The 14,670-nt window shown below is 65.8% G+C and carries 13 protein-coding genes; 8 read left to right on the top strand and 5 right to left on the bottom strand.

Translation table 11 applies throughout. The features are described 5' to 3' along the window. Positions 1-19 precede the first annotated feature (19 nt). The 6 genes from GGR73_RS05125 (at position 20) to GGR73_RS05100 (ending at position 4,093) form a co-directional block, all read left to right on the top strand. A complete protein-coding gene (locus tag GGR73_RS05125; RefSeq protein WP_016901747.1) occupies positions 20-184 on the top strand; it encodes a hypothetical protein in 165 nt (54 codons plus the stop codon). Then, positions 181-639 (top strand): NUDIX hydrolase, encoded by a 459-nt coding sequence (locus GGR73_RS05120; RefSeq protein ID WP_024940110.1) that lies wholly within the window; start codon positions 181-183, stop codon positions 637-639. The genes GGR73_RS05125 and GGR73_RS05120 overlap by 4 nt, the downstream gene beginning before the upstream one ends. Next, positions 636-1,772: a tRNA 2-thiouridine(34) synthase MnmA gene (gene mnmA, locus GGR73_RS05115; RefSeq protein WP_184455876.1), complete on the top strand. Its 1,137-nt coding sequence runs from the start codon at positions 636-638 to the stop codon at positions 1,770-1,772. The genes GGR73_RS05120 and mnmA overlap by 4 nt, the downstream gene beginning before the upstream one ends. Further along, positions 1,772-2,386 (top strand): high frequency lysogenization protein HflD, encoded by a 615-nt coding sequence (gene hflD / locus GGR73_RS05110; RefSeq protein ID WP_046342701.1) that lies wholly within the window; start codon positions 1,772-1,774, stop codon positions 2,384-2,386. Before mnmA ends, hflD begins: the two co-directional genes overlap by 1 nt. Positions 2,387-2,446: 60 nt before the next feature. Next, positions 2,447-3,724 (top strand): methyl-accepting chemotaxis protein, encoded by a 1,278-nt coding sequence (locus GGR73_RS05105; protein WP_184455874.1) that lies wholly within the window; start codon positions 2,447-2,449, stop codon positions 3,722-3,724. An 84-nt stretch (positions 3,725-3,808) separates the two neighbouring features. Beyond that, on the top strand, positions 3,809-4,093 hold the full coding sequence (locus GGR73_RS05100; RefSeq protein ID WP_104553478.1) for a hypothetical protein: 285 nt from the start codon (positions 3,809-3,811) through the stop codon (positions 4,091-4,093). Positions 4,094-4,978: 885 nt separating this feature from the next. On the opposite strand, the gene GGR73_RS05095 is transcribed toward GGR73_RS05100, so the two are convergent. Beyond that, positions 4,979-7,765 carry a sensor domain-containing protein gene (locus tag GGR73_RS05095; RefSeq protein WP_179465880.1) on the bottom strand — a complete coding sequence of 929 codons (2,787 nt, stop codon included), beginning with the start codon at positions 7,763-7,765 and terminating at the stop codon, positions 4,979-4,981. Between the two features lie 120 nt (positions 7,766-7,885). Between GGR73_RS05095 and GGR73_RS05090 the strand changes: the two genes are divergently transcribed. Both GGR73_RS05090 and GGR73_RS05085 read left to right on the top strand, forming a co-directional pair. Then, a complete protein-coding gene (locus GGR73_RS05090; RefSeq protein WP_081008513.1) occupies positions 7,886-10,018 on the top strand; it encodes a sensor histidine kinase in 2,133 nt (710 codons plus the stop codon). Positions 10,019-10,021: 3 nt separating this feature from the next. Further along, complete coding sequence (locus tag GGR73_RS05085; protein ID WP_184455872.1) at positions 10,022-11,743, top strand: EAL domain-containing protein; 1,722 nt, start codon at positions 10,022-10,024, stop codon at positions 11,741-11,743. A 146-nt stretch (positions 11,744-11,889) separates the two neighbouring features. On the opposite strand, the gene GGR73_RS05080 is transcribed toward GGR73_RS05085, so the two are convergent. The 4 genes from GGR73_RS05080 to flgA all read right to left on the bottom strand — a co-directional run bounded on the left by GGR73_RS05080 (position 11,890) and on the right by flgA (position 14,639). Then, on the bottom strand, positions 11,890-13,116 hold the full coding sequence (locus tag GGR73_RS05080; RefSeq protein WP_039527359.1) for an ATP-binding protein: 1,227 nt from the start codon (positions 13,114-13,116) through the stop codon (positions 11,890-11,892). 152 nt (positions 13,117-13,268) lie between these two features. Continuing rightward, positions 13,269-13,601, bottom strand: coding sequence for a hypothetical protein (locus GGR73_RS05075; RefSeq protein ID WP_024939614.1), 333 nt, complete (start codon positions 13,599-13,601; stop codon positions 13,269-13,271). A gap of 15 nt (positions 13,602-13,616) precedes the next feature. Next, positions 13,617-13,928, bottom strand: a complete 312-nt coding sequence (gene flgM, locus GGR73_RS05070) for a flagellar biosynthesis anti-sigma factor FlgM (protein ID WP_016901729.1) — start codon at positions 13,926-13,928, stop codon at positions 13,617-13,619. Positions 13,929-13,994: 66 nt separating this feature from the next. Then, entirely contained in the window at positions 13,995-14,639 is a 645-nt protein-coding gene (gene flgA, locus GGR73_RS05065) for a flagellar basal body P-ring formation chaperone FlgA (protein ID WP_024939613.1), read from the bottom strand. Positions 14,640-14,670 lie beyond the last annotated feature (31 nt).

Genomic DNA, 14,670 nt, shown 5'->3' with positions numbered 1-14,670 from the left:
ATTCCATGGCTGGCCCTTGATGACCGATTCCCTGACCGCGCGGTTGCTGGCGCCGTCGTTCACTGCCGACTTGTCCAGCTCCGTGCACCTTGCCGGGTCGCAGCGCCGCTTGACCCGGCTTCAAACCGTACGGTTCGCCGCGAGCGCGAGCGCGGCCCCGATCACGCAGGACCCGCAGCGATGAGCGCTTCCGACCAACGCTGGCATCCGGATGTCACCGTAGCCACCGTGGTGGTGCGCGACGGGCGCTTCCTGCAGGTGGAAGAGACCATCGGCGGCAAGCTGTTGTTGAACCAGCCTGCCGGGCATCTGGAACCGGACGAGAGCCTGCTCGATGCGGCGGTGCGCGAGACGCTGGAAGAGACCGGCTGGGATGTCCGCCTGACCCATTTCATCGGCACCTATCAGTGGGTCGCCCCGACTGGCCAGTGCTTCCTGCGGTTTGCGTTTGTCGCCGAGGCCGTGACCCACCATCCCGAGCGCAGCCTGGATACCGGCGTGGTGCGCGCGTTGTGGATGACGCCGGACGAATTGCGCAGCGCGAGCGAGCGCCTGCGCAGCCCGCTGGTGTGGGAGGTGGTGGCCGACTATCTGGCCGGCCAGCGCCATCCCTTGGCCTTGGTGCGGCACGTCGCATGAGTACGCCGCGGATCGTTGTCGGTGTCTCCGGCGGTGTGGATTCGTCGGTGGCGGCCTGGCGGCTGGCCCAGCAGGGTGAGTCGATCGCCGGGCTGTTCATGCAGAACTGGGCCGACGACGGCAGCGGCGATTGCCGCGCCGAGGACGACCGCCGCGATGCGGTGGCGGTATGCGGGGTGCTGGGCATCCCGTTCCATTTCCGCGATTTTTCCGGCGAATACTGGAGCGGCGTGTTCGAACACTTCCTGGCCGAATACGCGGCCGGACGCACGCCGAACCCGGACGTGCTGTGCAACCGCGAGGTCAAGTTCAAGCATTTTCTGGATGCGGCCCAGGCGCTGGGCGCCGAGCGCATCGCCACTGGCCACTACGCGCGGGTGGCGCACAGCGGCGGGCACTGGCGCCTGCTGCGCGGCGCCGACCGCAGCAAGGACCAGAGCTATTTCCTGCATCAGCTGGGCCAGACCCAGCTGGCCGCGACGCTGTTTCCGATCGGCGATATGGAAAAAAGCACGCTGCGCCGGGTCGCCCAGGACGCCGGTCTGCCGACCCATGCCAAGAAGGATTCCACCGGCATCTGCTTCATCGGCGATCGCGATTTCCGCGAGTTTCTGGGCCGTTACCTGCCCGCGCGCAGCGGCGAGATCCGCGACCCCCAGGGGCAGCGCATCGCCGAGCATCCGGGGGTGTTCTATTTCACCCTGGGTCAGCGCGAAGGCCTGAACATCGGTGGCGTGCGAGGGCGTGCCGCCGCGCCGTGGTACGTGGTCGGCAAGGATGTGGCGAGCAACGTGCTGTATGTGGACCAGGATCGCGACAGCCCGCTGCTGCAATCGCGCTGGCTGCAGTCCGAGCAGGCCCATTGGGTCACCGGGGCGCCGCCCGCGCGCAGCTTCGGCTGCACCGCACAGACACGTTACCGGCAGCCCGACGAGCCGTGCACGGTGGAAGTGCAGGACGATGGCAGCGTGCAGGTACGTTTCGAGCGGCCGCAGCGGGCGGTGACGCCCGGGCAGTCGCTGGTGCTGTACGACGGCGAGGAATGCCTGGGCGGCGCGGTCATCGCCGCCACCGATGCGCCGCTGGAACGCCAACTGGCGGGATCTTCTTTTTCACCTGAGGTAGTGGCTTGATGAGTTCTTCCATGGATCACCGCGTGCTGGCGCTTGCCGGCGTCGCCCAGGCCCTGCAACAGGTGCGGCGGATCGCCGAAACCGGGCATTCGGAGGCTGCGACGGTGCGTACCGCCATGGACAGCGTGTTCCGGGTGGATGCGTCCTCGCCGGAGGCCGTGTACGGCTCGGCCGCGGATGTGGCGCAGGGCCTGCGGGTGCTGCACAACTATTTCCACAACCAGGGCCAGGACGAGGTCCTGCCGCGGCTGGCGCTGGCAGTGCTGCAGCTGGAGCGCCGCTTCGTGCGCGACACCGCCACCGTCGCCACGGTCTCCAATGGTATCGAGGCGGCGGCACGGCAGGCACACAGCCTGGGCGACAGCGGCCACCCGGATGTGCTGAGTTCGCTGGGCGGGCTGTATGCGCAGACCATCAGCCACCTGCGCCCCAAGGTCATGGTGCAGGGCAATCCGCATTACCTGGGCCAGGCCGGCGTGGTCGCGGAAATCCGCGCGCTGCTGCTGGCCGCGGTCCGCTCGGCCGTGTTGTGGCGGCAGATGGGCGGCAGCCTGTGGGATTTCCTATTCGCCAAGCGCGCAATGATCGAGGCGGTGGACCGCGCGCTGCGCTAAATCACTGGCGATTCCGGTGTGCTACACGCGCTGGCGGTCGCTGGCGCGTGTCAACGAAGCTTGAACGGGCGAGACGATGTGGCGATCGTCGCTAAAGACGCAGGGGGGACGGCCGATACAGCAACCGTGACTCTGCCGAGAACGCCCATGTATTCACGTCCACTTATCCGTCTGGCCGCCCCTTTGGCCCTGACCTTGCTGTTTCCCTTCGCTGTCGGATTCGACTGGCCCGCTTCGGTGCGCTGGGCGATCCTGGCGACCATGACGCTCAGCTGGCTCGGTTTCGCTGCCTGGGTGACCTACTCCCAGTTCCGGCGTCATCCGGACCAGACCCGCATCCTGCGCGAGCAGGACCAACTGCTCAACGAACTGCGTACGTTCGTCAGCAACGAAGTCGACGGATCACGCTCGGAAGTCGAGCGTGCCCGCGAACTGATCCGCCAGGCCGTGTCCGGTCTTGGTGGCAGCTTCGAAGCGATGAATCGCAAGTCGCGTCAGCAAAGCCAGGCATTGGCCCGCATCGTCGACCGTGCCGGTGACGACGGCAGCGCCGGTGTCGACGTCGCCCGCTTCGCCCAGCACGCCAGCTCCCGCATGGAGCAGTTGGTGGAAGCGCTGGAACAGGTGAGCGGCCAGAGTACCAACACGGTGCACCACATTGACGAGATGGCCCAGCACCTGGATGGCATCTTCGCGCTGCTGGAAGACGTCAAGTCGATCGCCGACCAGACCAACCTGCTGGCCTTGAATGCCGCCATCGAAGCAGCCCGTGCCGGTGAAGCCGGTCGCGGCTTCGCGGTGGTCGCCGACGAGGTGCGCAACCTGTCCGAGCGTTCCACCACCTTCAACGAACAGATCCGCAAGCTGGCGCACAGCTCCAAGGAATCGATCGCCAAGGTGCGGGAAACGGTCTCGCAGCTGGCCTCGCGTCACATGGATCGCTCCCGCGAAGCCCGTCACGAATCGGCGGCGATGCTGGAGAACGTCGCGCAGATCAACGCCTCGCTGGGCGACGGCATGCGCGAAATCTCCGAATGCGCGCGCTCCATCGACGGTAGCGTGGCCGAAGCGGTGCGTGCTCTGCAGTTCGAGGACATCGCCACGCAGACGCTGAGCGGTATCCACACCCACCTCGATCGCCTCACCGCGATCAACCGCGAAGCGGTGGCGCTGCAGGAACTGCTGCATCGCAATGGCGGCGTGTACGACAGCGATCTGGTCGCCGCGCTGGCCAAGGTGTCCAACCGCCTGCGCGACATGCGTGTGGAATGGGAACGCCCGCCGCACAAGCCGGTGGCGCAGCAAGGCATGGGCGCCGGTACGGTCGAGCTGTTCTAAGACCGATGCCACGCACTGTCTGATTTCCGACATTCCCCGGCCTTCCGGGGATTTGTCGTTCCGCAACAACCTGGTATTCCGCTGATGACGCTCCTTGCCCCGCCCACCGATACACCCACGGCCGTGCTGGAATCAGCCGCGCTGGCAGCTGCACACGCCCAGCGCATCGCACAAAGCGACGCTGCCCGGCCCGCGCTGCGCAGCGTGCGCATGCCGGCCGCGCTGGAACGGCTGGAGCGTGCCGCCCGTGCGGAAGTGCAGGCAATGCAGCACCCGCGCCGCAGCTGCAGCGAAGAAGAACTGCTGTTCGCGACCGTGGCCTGGGACCTGGGGCTGGATGGCGCCGCTGTGGACGTATCCGGACGCTGACGTTTCTGTGCGACAGCGGGGCGTGCCTCGGCAGGCGCCCCGCTGGCTGTATCCACTGCCCGACCCTTGGCGCTTGTGCATCAGGCCATGCCACCCGGCGTGGTGCCGAACAGGCAATGCCGTGCGATTGCAGCACCAGGGTGAGGTCTCCCCTGCCTGTCGACTTCCACGACACCATGTCGGGTGTAGAGCGCCTAGCTCTGTAGCTTGGCAGCAGGGCCCTTGCCTGCCCACCGTTGCGGGACACGCCGTGAATCCGTCCCTCGATGCTCTTACTGCGGCATCGATGCCGCACAAGGTCCCGCGATGATGAGCGGGCTGCGCCGGCACGACGCTACTTCTGCTCAGAATCGCGGCGTGTACCTTTTCGGTCGTCTGGCGGGTGATGGATCAGGTGTAGAGCACCCAGCTTGCAGGTGGCTGCAGGGCCCTTGTCCGCCCACCATCGCGGGACACGCCGCAAGTACGTCCTTGTAGGCTCTTACGCGGCATCCATGCCGCGTAAGGTCCCGCGACGGTAGGCGGGCAAGGACCTGTCGAGATAGTCGGTGTGTGTGGTTGCAAGCAGAGCACGAGGTGCATTGTTCGGATCACCTTGCGTCCGAAAATCTTCCTCACGCAAGCCGAATAACAGGCAGGCTTTCGACAGGCAGGCTATGGACTTCTCAAAGTCTCAAGGCCTTGCAATATGTGTGTTTTTGTCTGGCCACCGACCAACTCTCTGGTGCGGTGCTCCTGCCGGTTGCTGGAACCCGAGGAGCCTCCAGGGATGGATTCACGGCGTGTCCCGCAAGTGGCGAGGGCATCGCGCCCTCGACTCGCTGAGCTTTCGAGCGGCGCATTTCAATAGGCGGCGGGCGACGCCTGCCGCTGCGACAGCTTGCGTCAGTTGGCAAGGACCAGACGTGCGCCGAGGCGCATGCCGGCTTCGGCTTCACGCAGCCACTGCGCCATGTCGCGCGGCGACAGCGGCCGCGAGTAGAAGTAGCCCTGGATTTCGTCGCAGCCCTGCTGGCGCAGCAATGCGTCTTCCTGCACCGTTTCCACGCCTTCGGCCACCACCTGCATACCCAGCGCATGGCCCAGATGCACGATGGCCTGGGTCACTTCGGCGGTGTTGGCGTCGTCGAGCATGCCTTGCACGAAGCTGCGGTCGATCTTCAGACGCTGCACCGGGAAGCGGTTGAGGTAATGCAGGTTGGAGAAACCGGTACCGAAGTCGTCCACCGCCAACAGCACACCATTCTGTTCGAACAGCTCGAAGCAGCGGCGCAGCGAGTCGGAATCGCGGATCAAGGCCGATTCGGTCAATTCCAGTTCCAGGCGCGATGGCGACCAGCCGTTGTCGCGGCAGATTTCCAGTACGCGCTCGGCAAAGCCGCGCTCGCGCAATTGCACCGCAGAGACGTTGACCGCGATGCGGCTGAAATTGAGCCCGGCGCGGTCCCAGACCACGGCCTGACGGCAGGCCTCGCCGATCACCCATTCGCCCAGGCGCACGATCTCGCCACACTCCTCGGCAATCGGAATGAACTCGACCGGGCTGCACTGGCCATGGCCGGGGCGATTCCAGCGCATCAGCGCTTCGATCGCCGGCGAGGATTCGCCCACCGTATTGACCAGCGGCTGATAGACCAGGGTGAACTCTTCGCGTTCCAGCGCACCTTGCAGCGCGTGTTCCAGCTCCAGGCGGCGCTGGGCGCGCATCAGCACGTCCTGGCTGTAGTAATGGAAAGTGTTGCGGCCCGATTCCTTGGCTGCATACATCGCCGCATCGGCGGCGCGCAGCAGGCTGTCGAAATCCGACAGGCCTTCACCTTGCAGCGCGATACCGATGCTGGCACCGAGCTTGAGGGTGACGTGATCCTTGCGCAGCGGTTCGCCCAGCGCGCTGATCAGCTTGCGCGCAACATGGCCGGCGTCTTCCGGTTCGGAGAGATCACGCAGCAGCACGATGAATTCGTCGTCGCTGAAGCGGCCGAACAGGTCGCTGTTGCGCAGATGCTGGTGCAGGCGTGCGGAGGCCAGCTTGAGCAGATTGTCGCCGGTGGCGTGACCGAACGAATCGTTGATGCTCTTGAAGCCATCCAAATCGATCAGCAGCATCGCCAGTACCTGGCCGCGCTCGTGCGCTTCGCGGATCGCGTTCTCTGCCTGCTCGCGCAGCAGGAAGCGGTTCGGCAGACCGGTCAGGCGATCGTAGTGGGCCAGCAGCTCGATGCGCTCGTTGGCTTCGCGTTCGCGGGTGACGTCGCGGAACAAGGCGACGAAGCGCGGCGGCAGGCCTTCACGACGGTCCAGCTCGATCAGCACCTGTACCCAGATCCGCTGGCCGGAATTGCGGTAGAAGCACAGCTCCAGCTGTTCGGGCAGGCCGCCGTCGGAGATACGCAGCAGCGCCGCCTCGAAGGCGTCGCGCGAATCCTGCGTGTACAGCGACAGCGCCTGCTCCAGGGTGATGTTTTCCTTGCGCAGGCCATGGATGCGGTAGCACTCCTCGGTCCACTGCATGCGCCGGGTGTCGACCTCGATCTCGCAGCCGCCGATCTTGCCCAGCGCAGACACGCGGTTGAGCAGCTCAGTGCGCCAGCGAATCAATGCATCGGTCTGGCGCTGCTCGGTGACGTTCTGCAGCTGGCCGAGCAGACGCACCATGCCGCCATTGCCGTCGAACACCGGCTGTGCCCAGACCCGCAGGTGATGCGGATTGACGCCGGCAAGCCCGTTGATCTCCAGCTCGAAATGCACCGGCAGGCCTTCGTGCTTGATCTTGCGCCAGGCACTGCGCAGATGCGCGACCGACGGCCGGCCCAGCAGGCGCAGGATGTCGCGAATACCCTGCAGGCGCTGCTGGGTCATGCCGAGCTGTTGCAGGAAATCCGGCGACACCCACAGCGTGTCCTTGAGCGTGTCCCAGCTCCAGCTGCCCATGCTGGCGATGCGCTGGGCCTCTTCGAGCTGGGCCTGCTGCTCGCGCAGCTGCTGCTCGAGCAACTTGTGGTGGTGCACATCGGTATGCGTGCCGACCATGCGCAACGGGCGGCCGTCGGCGGTTCGCGACACCACGCGGCCGCGATCCAGGATCCAGCGCCATTGGCCGTCGTGCTGACGCAGGCGGAATTCGGCGGTATAGGTATCAGTACGGCCGTCCAGGTGCGCCTGCACGGCCGCACTGACCAGCGCGTGGTCGTCGGGATGGATCAGCCCGGACAACGCGGTGAGATTGTTCGGCAGCGGCTGTTCGGAATATCCGAGCATGCGGGTCCAGCGCTCGGAGCGGTAGACCACATCGGCTGGAATGTCCCAGTCCCACAGTCCGTGATCGGCGCTGTCCAGGCCAATTTCCCAGCGGCTGGTACCGTCGGCGCCCATCGGCTCGGGAATGCTCAGGGTGAAGGCCATGACCTGGCCGTGTTCGTCGCTGACCGCGCGCAGCCAGCCCTCCAGACGCCCGCCACCGGTACCCGGCAGCACGCAGGCGGTCATGCCGCCGCTGTTGGCCACCTGGGCCCGACTGCTCTCCAGGACTTCGGCATAGGCGCCAAGGGTGGCCGGCAATCCCAACGATTGCGCAACGCGGTTGGCCGCCAGAGGCTGACCATGCGCATCCAACAACACCACCGCCGAGGTCAGCGGGTGCTGCAGCATGCTTGCAATGACGCCTGAGTCCACTCTGGAACACTCCGAAGAATCGACCCCGGCCTTCGGAGTCGCAATGGATAACGGCCGTTTCTCCGATTAGTTGAGGCGTGTGTTTCGGGCTCGACCGAACCGGGACGAGTTGCGGCTAAGATGGTTGCATCGCCAGCACCAAAGGTCGTCCGCGGACCCATGCCTCATCCTGTCGCCGCGCCCGCGTTTTCGTCCGCTCCCGTGTCCCGTCTTCGCCTCGCCGAGCGCCTGCAACAAGGTCTGTGGACCCTGACCGGGCTGTATCTGCTGGTCGGCGTGATCTGGCTGCTGCTGGGCAACCGGCTGCTGCACCTGGCCGGCGCCGCCATGCCGGAACGCTGGTCGGACGCCAGCTTCCTGCTGGTGTCGAGCGTGGTGATCCACCTGGTGCTGCGCCGTTTCGTGGCGCTGATCGTGGAAGAGCACGCGCAACTGGCGCAATCGGAAGCGGTGCTGCAGGCCAAGTTCCTGGCCCTGCCCAGCCCGGCGCTGATCTACGACCTGGCCACGCTGCGCATCCTGGATGCCAACCCGGCAGCGCTGGAATTCTTCGGCTGGGAGCGCGACGAATTCCTGCAGCAGACGCTGCAGGCGATCTGGCCCAACGCCGACGGCGCGCGCCTGGAGGAAATCATCGCCCAGATCCGCGCCAAGGGCGACGCCACCTGCACCCTGCACGAGGATCTGCTGACCCGCAGCGGCCCCCGCCATGTCGAGATCCGCAGCAACCAGTTGCATCTGGCCAGCGGCCCTGCCCGTCTGGTGGTCACCGTGGACCGCAGCGAGGAACGCCAGGCACAGCATCTGCGCGACGAGGCGCTGCAGCGGCTGGAAGAAGCGCAGAGTATCGCGCGGCTGGGTTCCTGGCAGCTGGATCGCGCAACCGGACTGGGGCGCTACTCGCCGGCGGTGTACCGCCTGCTCGGCCGCAGCGTGCCGATGCATCGGCGCGAGCATCGGCTGGAAGAACTGTTGACCGCCTCGGACACCGCCACCCAGGCGCGGATCGAACGCATGATCGAGGACATGTGCACCGGTGGCGACGTGCAGATCGATGTGCTGCTGCCGCTGACCGGCGGCGATTCGCAGCCGCGCACCGTGCATCTGCGCGCCGAAAGCGTCACCAACCCGAACGGCGCCCGGCATATCCATGGCACGCTGCAGGACGTGAGCGAGCGCGAGCAGTCGCGCCGCTTGCTGCGCGAGCGCGAGGAGCAGTTCCGCGAGCTGGTCAGGGTGCTGCCCGATGGCGTGCTGATCCTGGCCGACGAGCACGTGATGTATGCCAATGCCGCCGGTTCTGTGCAGTTCGGTTTCCAGGGCGAAACCATCCTGGGCGAGCCGCTGCAGACGCTGGTCGGCGACAGCGACCTGCCGGTGGTGCGCGAGTACCTGCGCGCGGGCAGCGATCGCAACGAGCCGGTGTCCAGCGCACGGGCGATGCGTCGTCGCGACGGCAGCACGTTCTATGCCGGCCTGTCGGCCGGCGATATCCGCTATGGCGGACGCAGCTGCAAATTGCTGGTGGTACGCGACCTGAGCGAACCCGAGCGCATGCGCGATGCGCTGGCCGAGAGCAATGCCGAGTTGCAGGCGATGGCCAAGCGCCTGTTCTCGCTGCAGGAAGACGAACGCCGCGCGATCTCGCGCGATCTGCACGACGACATCGGCCAGGCGATCACCGCGATGAAGCTGTCCGCGCATGCGGCGCTGGATGAGCCGGATCCTGACGCGCGCCGCGAAGACCTGCTGGAAGTGGTGTCGCTGGCCGACAGCACCGTGACCAAGCTGCGTAACCTGTCGATGCTGTTGCGTCCGCCGCAGCTGGATGCGCTGGGCCTGGAAGCGGCCCTGCGCTGGCAGGCCTCGATGCTGTTTCGCGCATCGCCGGTGCGGCTGGAGCTGGATATCCAGGCACTGGACGTGCGCCCGGGCAACGAGATCGAGCAGGCGTGCTTCCGGATTGCGCAGGAAAGCCTGACCAACGCGCTGCGCCACGCCTGCGCCGGCGAAGTGCACATGCGGCTGTACTCGATCGACAGCGAGAGCTTCCGCCTGGAAGTCAGCGACGACGGCGATGGCTTCGAACCGGAAGGCCCGCGTGGGCTCGGGCTGATCGTGATGCGTGAGCGTGCGCAAACCGTCGGCGGTGCGCTCGCGATAGAATCAGCACCCGGAGCAGGCACGCGCGTGACGTTGCGCCTGCCCTATCACCCGGTCGGCGAGTCCGTCCACGACGATGGTGGACGTTAAGTCATGTGGAGCCCCGTAATCCCGCCCGGACTGGAAATCGTCAAACCCACCCGCCTGGGCGCGGGCAACCCCGAACTGCTGCATCTGGTGGACGCTGCCGCATCCGGCGGCCCGCCGTTGATGGTGTTCCACATCGATATCGATCACTTCGCCTCGATCAACGAGAACATGAGTGCCGAAGTCGGTGATCAGGCGCTGACGCTGGTGGCGCGCCGGCTGCAGGACTTTCTCGGCACGCGCGGCAAGTTGTGGCGTCATGGCAGCGATGAAATGGTGGTGGTGGCGGTGCGTCGCGAAGACACCCCGCTGCCGGAGGATTTTGCCGAAGATATCCGCCAGCAGCTGGAACTGCCGCTGTCGGTGCTGCCGTACACCTTGTTCATGACCGGAAAGGTCGGCATCAGCCTGTGCCCGGAACACTCGACCTCGCTGTCGATCCTGCTCGACTACGCCGAAGAAGCCAGCTACCAGGCCGCACGCGAAGGCGGCAATACGGTGCGGCTGTACACGCGCAACTCGACCACCAATGCGCATAGCGAAAGCATCATTGCGCGGCAGATCGTCGATGCGATCCCGCATGGCGAACTGCGGCTACGCTACCAGCCGCTGGTGAGCGCACGCGACGGCCGCATCGTCGGCATGGAAGCGCTGCTGCGCTGGCAGTCGCCCACGCTGGGCATGCTGGTGCCGGAGCGCTTCATGCGCACCGCCGAGCGCCTGGGGGTGATCGTGCAGATCGGCGAATGGGTGCTGCAGAACGCGGTGCGCCAGGCGCGGCTGTGGCGCGACCAGGGCTTTGACGATTTCAGCATCGCGGTCAACGTGTCCACGCTGCAGCTGTTGCGCCCGGGCTTCTTCAATGAAGTGATGGCGATGCTGCAGACCGCCGGCGTGCCGGCGCAGTTCGTCACGCTGGAGATCAACGAAAGCGCGTTGACCAACAACGTCAACTTCGTCCACGAGACGATGGCCAACCTGCGCAACGAAGGCATCAGCCTGAGCCTGGACAACTTCGGTACCGGCGATTCCAGCCTGAGCGCGCTGGTGCGCTATCCGGTGGACCGGCTGAAGATCGATCGCAGCTTCATCAAGAGCGCGCCGGCCGGCAGCCGCGAGGCGGCGATTGCGCGCGCGATCATCGCGATGGGCCACCAGCTCGGCATGACGGTGATCGCCAACGGCGTGGAATCGCAAGCGCAACTGGGCTTTTTGCGGCGCAACGATTGCGACATCTTCCAGGGCTACCTGTTCGGCGAACCGATGTCGGCCGAGTCGGCCGGCATGGCGCTACGCCGCCGCTACCTGCGTCCGGAATCGTTCGCCGAAAGCCGCCCCGACCGCACGCTGCTGCTGCTGGACGACGAAGAAAACGTGCTGCGCTCGCTGGTGCGCCTGTTCCGCCGCGATGGCTACCGCATCCTGGCCGCCGGCAACGTGCGCGACGCCTTCGACCTGCTCGCCACCAACGACGTGCAGGTGATCCTGTCGGACCAGCGCATGAGCGATATGAGCGGCACCGAGTTCCTGGGCCGGGTCAAGATGCTCTACCCCGACACCGTGCGGCTGGTGCTGTCCGGCTACACCGACCTTGCCACGGTCACCGAAGCGATCAACCGCGGCGCGATCTACCGCTTCCTGACCAAGCCCTGGAACGACGACGAGCTGCGCGAGCATATTCGTCAGGCATTTCGCACGCATGATGAGCTGCGTAACGGCAGGGAATAGGGATTGGGGATTGGGGATTGGTAAAAGCCAACAGCGATATTCCTGAGCCGCAATCGGAGATTCGCTGAGCAAGGCAGACGGCAAGAGCGCAGCAAAACCGCTCTTGCCAATCCCTAATCCCGACTCCCCAATCCCAGCGCCGAGCGCTACCGCGGCTGCCGCACCGGTAGCACGATGCGGAAACTGGCGCCCTGCCCCGGGACGCTTTCGACGTCGATGCGGCCGTGGTGCTTGTTGATGATGCCGTAGGAGATCGACAGGCCCAGGCCGGTGCCGCTGCCGACCGGCTTGGTGGTGAAGAACGGGTCGAAGATGCGTTGCAGCAGGTCCGGGGCGATGCCCGCGCCGCTGTCCTGGAACTGGATCCAGACATTCTCGGTCTCGTCGCGGCCGGTGGTGACGGTAATCGTGCCGCGCTCGACGATCGCCTGGCCGGCGTTGAGCAGCATGTTCATATAGACCTGGTTGAGCTCGGACGGCAGGCATTCCACCAACGGCAGTTCGGCGTAATTGCGCTCCAGCGTGACCTTGTACTTGAGCTCGTTCCAGATGATGTTGATCGTGGATTCGAGACCGGCATGCAGGTCGACCATCTTCCACGACTCGGACCGGTCCGAATACGAGAAGTCCTTGAGGTCGCGCACGATGCGGGTGACCCGCTCGATGCCCTCGCGCGATTCGGCCATCAACTGCGGCAGGTCGCGGCTGATGAAGTCGATGTCGGCACGGTTGCGGATCTCGTCGATCTCCGGAATCAGCGCCTTCGGATCCGGCGCCTGCAGTGCGCGCTCATAGGCTTCGATCAGCGTGAACAGGCTGCGCAGGTATTCCTGCAGGCTGCCGAGATTGGAGTGCACGTAACCGATCGGATTGTTGATTTCATGCGCCACGCCGGCGGCCAGCTGGCCGATGGAGGCCATCTTCTCCGACTGCAGCAGCTTGTCCTGCGCGCCGTTCAAACGCAGATAGGCCTGGCGCAGTTCGGCGTGGCGCTGCTGCAGCTCGCGCTCGTAGTCCTGCTGGCCTTCGATGTTGTGGAACAGCGCCAGGAAGTGCCCGACGCCCTGCTCCTCGTTGTAGTACAGATGCGCGATGACCACGCGATCGGCCACCGGCAGGCTGCCGGTCCAGCTGCCCTTGCTGCGCGCCTGATTCAGCGCATCCGACGGCAGCACCTGCGAGATCCGCTCGCCGAGATTGCGGTCGTCGGCAGGATCTTCCTTGCACAGGCTCTGGCGGGCGATGGCGTTGGCCAGGATCAGCTGTCCGTCGGCGCGGAACAGCAGCACGCCCTCGAGCATCTGGTCGCCGAAGGCGCGCAGCATGGTCGAGGACGGTAACAGGGTTTGATTGAGAAAAAACTTGGCAGTCACGGGACAGGGCGGCGTAGAGGACGCTTCAATATACGCCGAACCGCCCAGGCCTCGTATTGCGCGGGGCCACGCTCTTGCACGCCGGGCAGCTCAAAGCTGCGCCGCAAACACCTGGCCCAGCCTGCGCGTGCGCTCGGGCACGCTGCGGTGCTTCAGGCCACTGCCAGCGAACGACCGCCGCGCAGCACGCTCGATTGGCCCTTGGCGTCGTAGGACGGCGCACTCTCGGTGCGGCCCAGATGACGCAGTGCCCAGTTCACCTCGCGACGCCGGCGTGCCAGCAGCGCGCCATTGGCGCGATTGGCTTCGGCCAGTTCGCGCAGCCGCTCTTCCTCGCCCTGGGGCATTGCCGCTTCCAGCGCGCGCAGTGCCGACAGCTTGTCCTGCGTATGGCGCATCAACCCATCGATGTCGTTCTCGAGTAATGCCTGGCGTTCGCCGGCCAGCGCATCGCTGAGACGTTGCAGGAACTCGTTCACGTTCATCCTTTGGGTCGGGGATTAGCCCGCCAGTTGCTGATTCAGATCCATCATGCGGCTGGCGATGGCATCCGGGTTGATGGAGTAGCTGCCGTTCTGCAACGCATCCTTCACTGCCTGGACGCGACCGGTGTCGATCGCCGAGGACTGCGACAGCGTGCGCTGCAGGTTCTGCAGGTTGGTCGCCTCACCGGTCAGCTTGACGCTGTCGGTCGGCGGCAATGCGGCGATCGGGGACGCGCGATCTTCACCGGCCGAGGCGATCTTGCTGCTCGTGGCCGCGGTGCGAAGGGTTGCAGCGGTCGGTAGATTGCCTTCGATTTTCTGGCTCATGTCGGGAACTCCTCTACAGGTCGTAGGGGATAACGGCATGCCAAAAAAAAACTTTATAGCGATTTTCTATCTGGACACCACAACGGTCCCGCTCGCTTCGACGATCCCCTGCACCACCCGGCGCGAAGAGGAATTTTCCACCGAAACCCGCTCGTTCTCGCCGGCATCGGACAGCGCGCGACCGCTCATGCGCACCTCCAGCCCGCCATTGCGCGCCACCAGCGGCACGGTATCGCCGCGCCGGACCAGCCGCTGGGTGACCAGATCGTTGGCCGACAGCAGCGAGCCGGCCGGCAGGATGCGCCGGGCGGTCTTGCCCACCGCCGCCACCGGATCGGCCAGCACCGCACCGACGATGCGGGCGGCGTCACGCTTCTCGATACTGATATCGGCCAGCGAGATGGTTTCTCCAGCACTGATGCCCCGGCGCAGCACCAGCACATCCTGGTTGCGGCGCACCTTCAGCGGCACGAACAGGCGCCAGCCGGCCGGCTGCGGGCAGGCCACTTCCACCGTATTGGTGCCGGTCGGCTGCGCCTGCAGCGCGATCGGGCAGGCCGGCATGCGCAAGCCCGGATCGAGCGTGGCCTCGGCCTCGGCATCCGGGCCAACGGTGGCCAGCGCCGCAGCACGGATGGAATCGACAGACTGATAGCTCTGGGCCCAGGCCGGAGCGGCAGCCAACAAGATGACAAGCAGGAGCAGGCGCATGGGACCAGATCCGGAGGGAGACGAAACAGGC

Source organism: Xanthomonas sp. F14 (assembly GCF_014199865.1).
Note: the sequence above shows the minus strand (reverse complement) of the source record. Positions and strands in the feature narration are given on the sequence as shown.

What these genes read in the sequence shown, in the direction of transcription:
- GGR73_RS05090 (WP_081008513.1), top strand. Translation starts at nt 7,886, where the DNA reads ATGGTTGCATCGCCAGCACCAAAGGTCGTCCGCGGACCCATGCCTCAT.
- GGR73_RS05075 (WP_024939614.1), bottom strand. Translation starts at nt 13,601, where the DNA reads ATGAACGTGAACGAGTTCCTGCAACGTCTCAGCGATGCGCTGGCCGGC.
- GGR73_RS05125 (WP_016901747.1), top strand. Translation starts at nt 20, where the DNA reads ATGACCGATTCCCTGACCGCGCGGTTGCTGGCGCCGTCGTTCACTGCC.
- GGR73_RS05100 (WP_104553478.1), top strand. Translation starts at nt 3,809, where the DNA reads ATGACGCTCCTTGCCCCGCCCACCGATACACCCACGGCCGTGCTGGAA.
- GGR73_RS05120 (WP_024940110.1), top strand. Translation starts at nt 181, where the DNA reads ATGAGCGCTTCCGACCAACGCTGGCATCCGGATGTCACCGTAGCCACC.
- flgA (WP_024939613.1), bottom strand. Translation starts at nt 14,639, where the DNA reads ATGCGCCTGCTCCTGCTTGTCATCTTGTTGGCTGCCGCTCCGGCCTGG.
- GGR73_RS05085 (WP_184455872.1), top strand. Translation starts at nt 10,022, where the DNA reads ATGTGGAGCCCCGTAATCCCGCCCGGACTGGAAATCGTCAAACCCACC.
- mnmA (WP_184455876.1), top strand. Translation starts at nt 636, where the DNA reads ATGAGTACGCCGCGGATCGTTGTCGGTGTCTCCGGCGGTGTGGATTCG.
- flgM (WP_016901729.1), bottom strand. Translation starts at nt 13,928, where the DNA reads ATGAGCCAGAAAATCGAAGGCAATCTACCGACCGCTGCAACCCTTCGC.
- hflD (WP_046342701.1), top strand. Translation starts at nt 1,772, where the DNA reads ATGAGTTCTTCCATGGATCACCGCGTGCTGGCGCTTGCCGGCGTCGCC.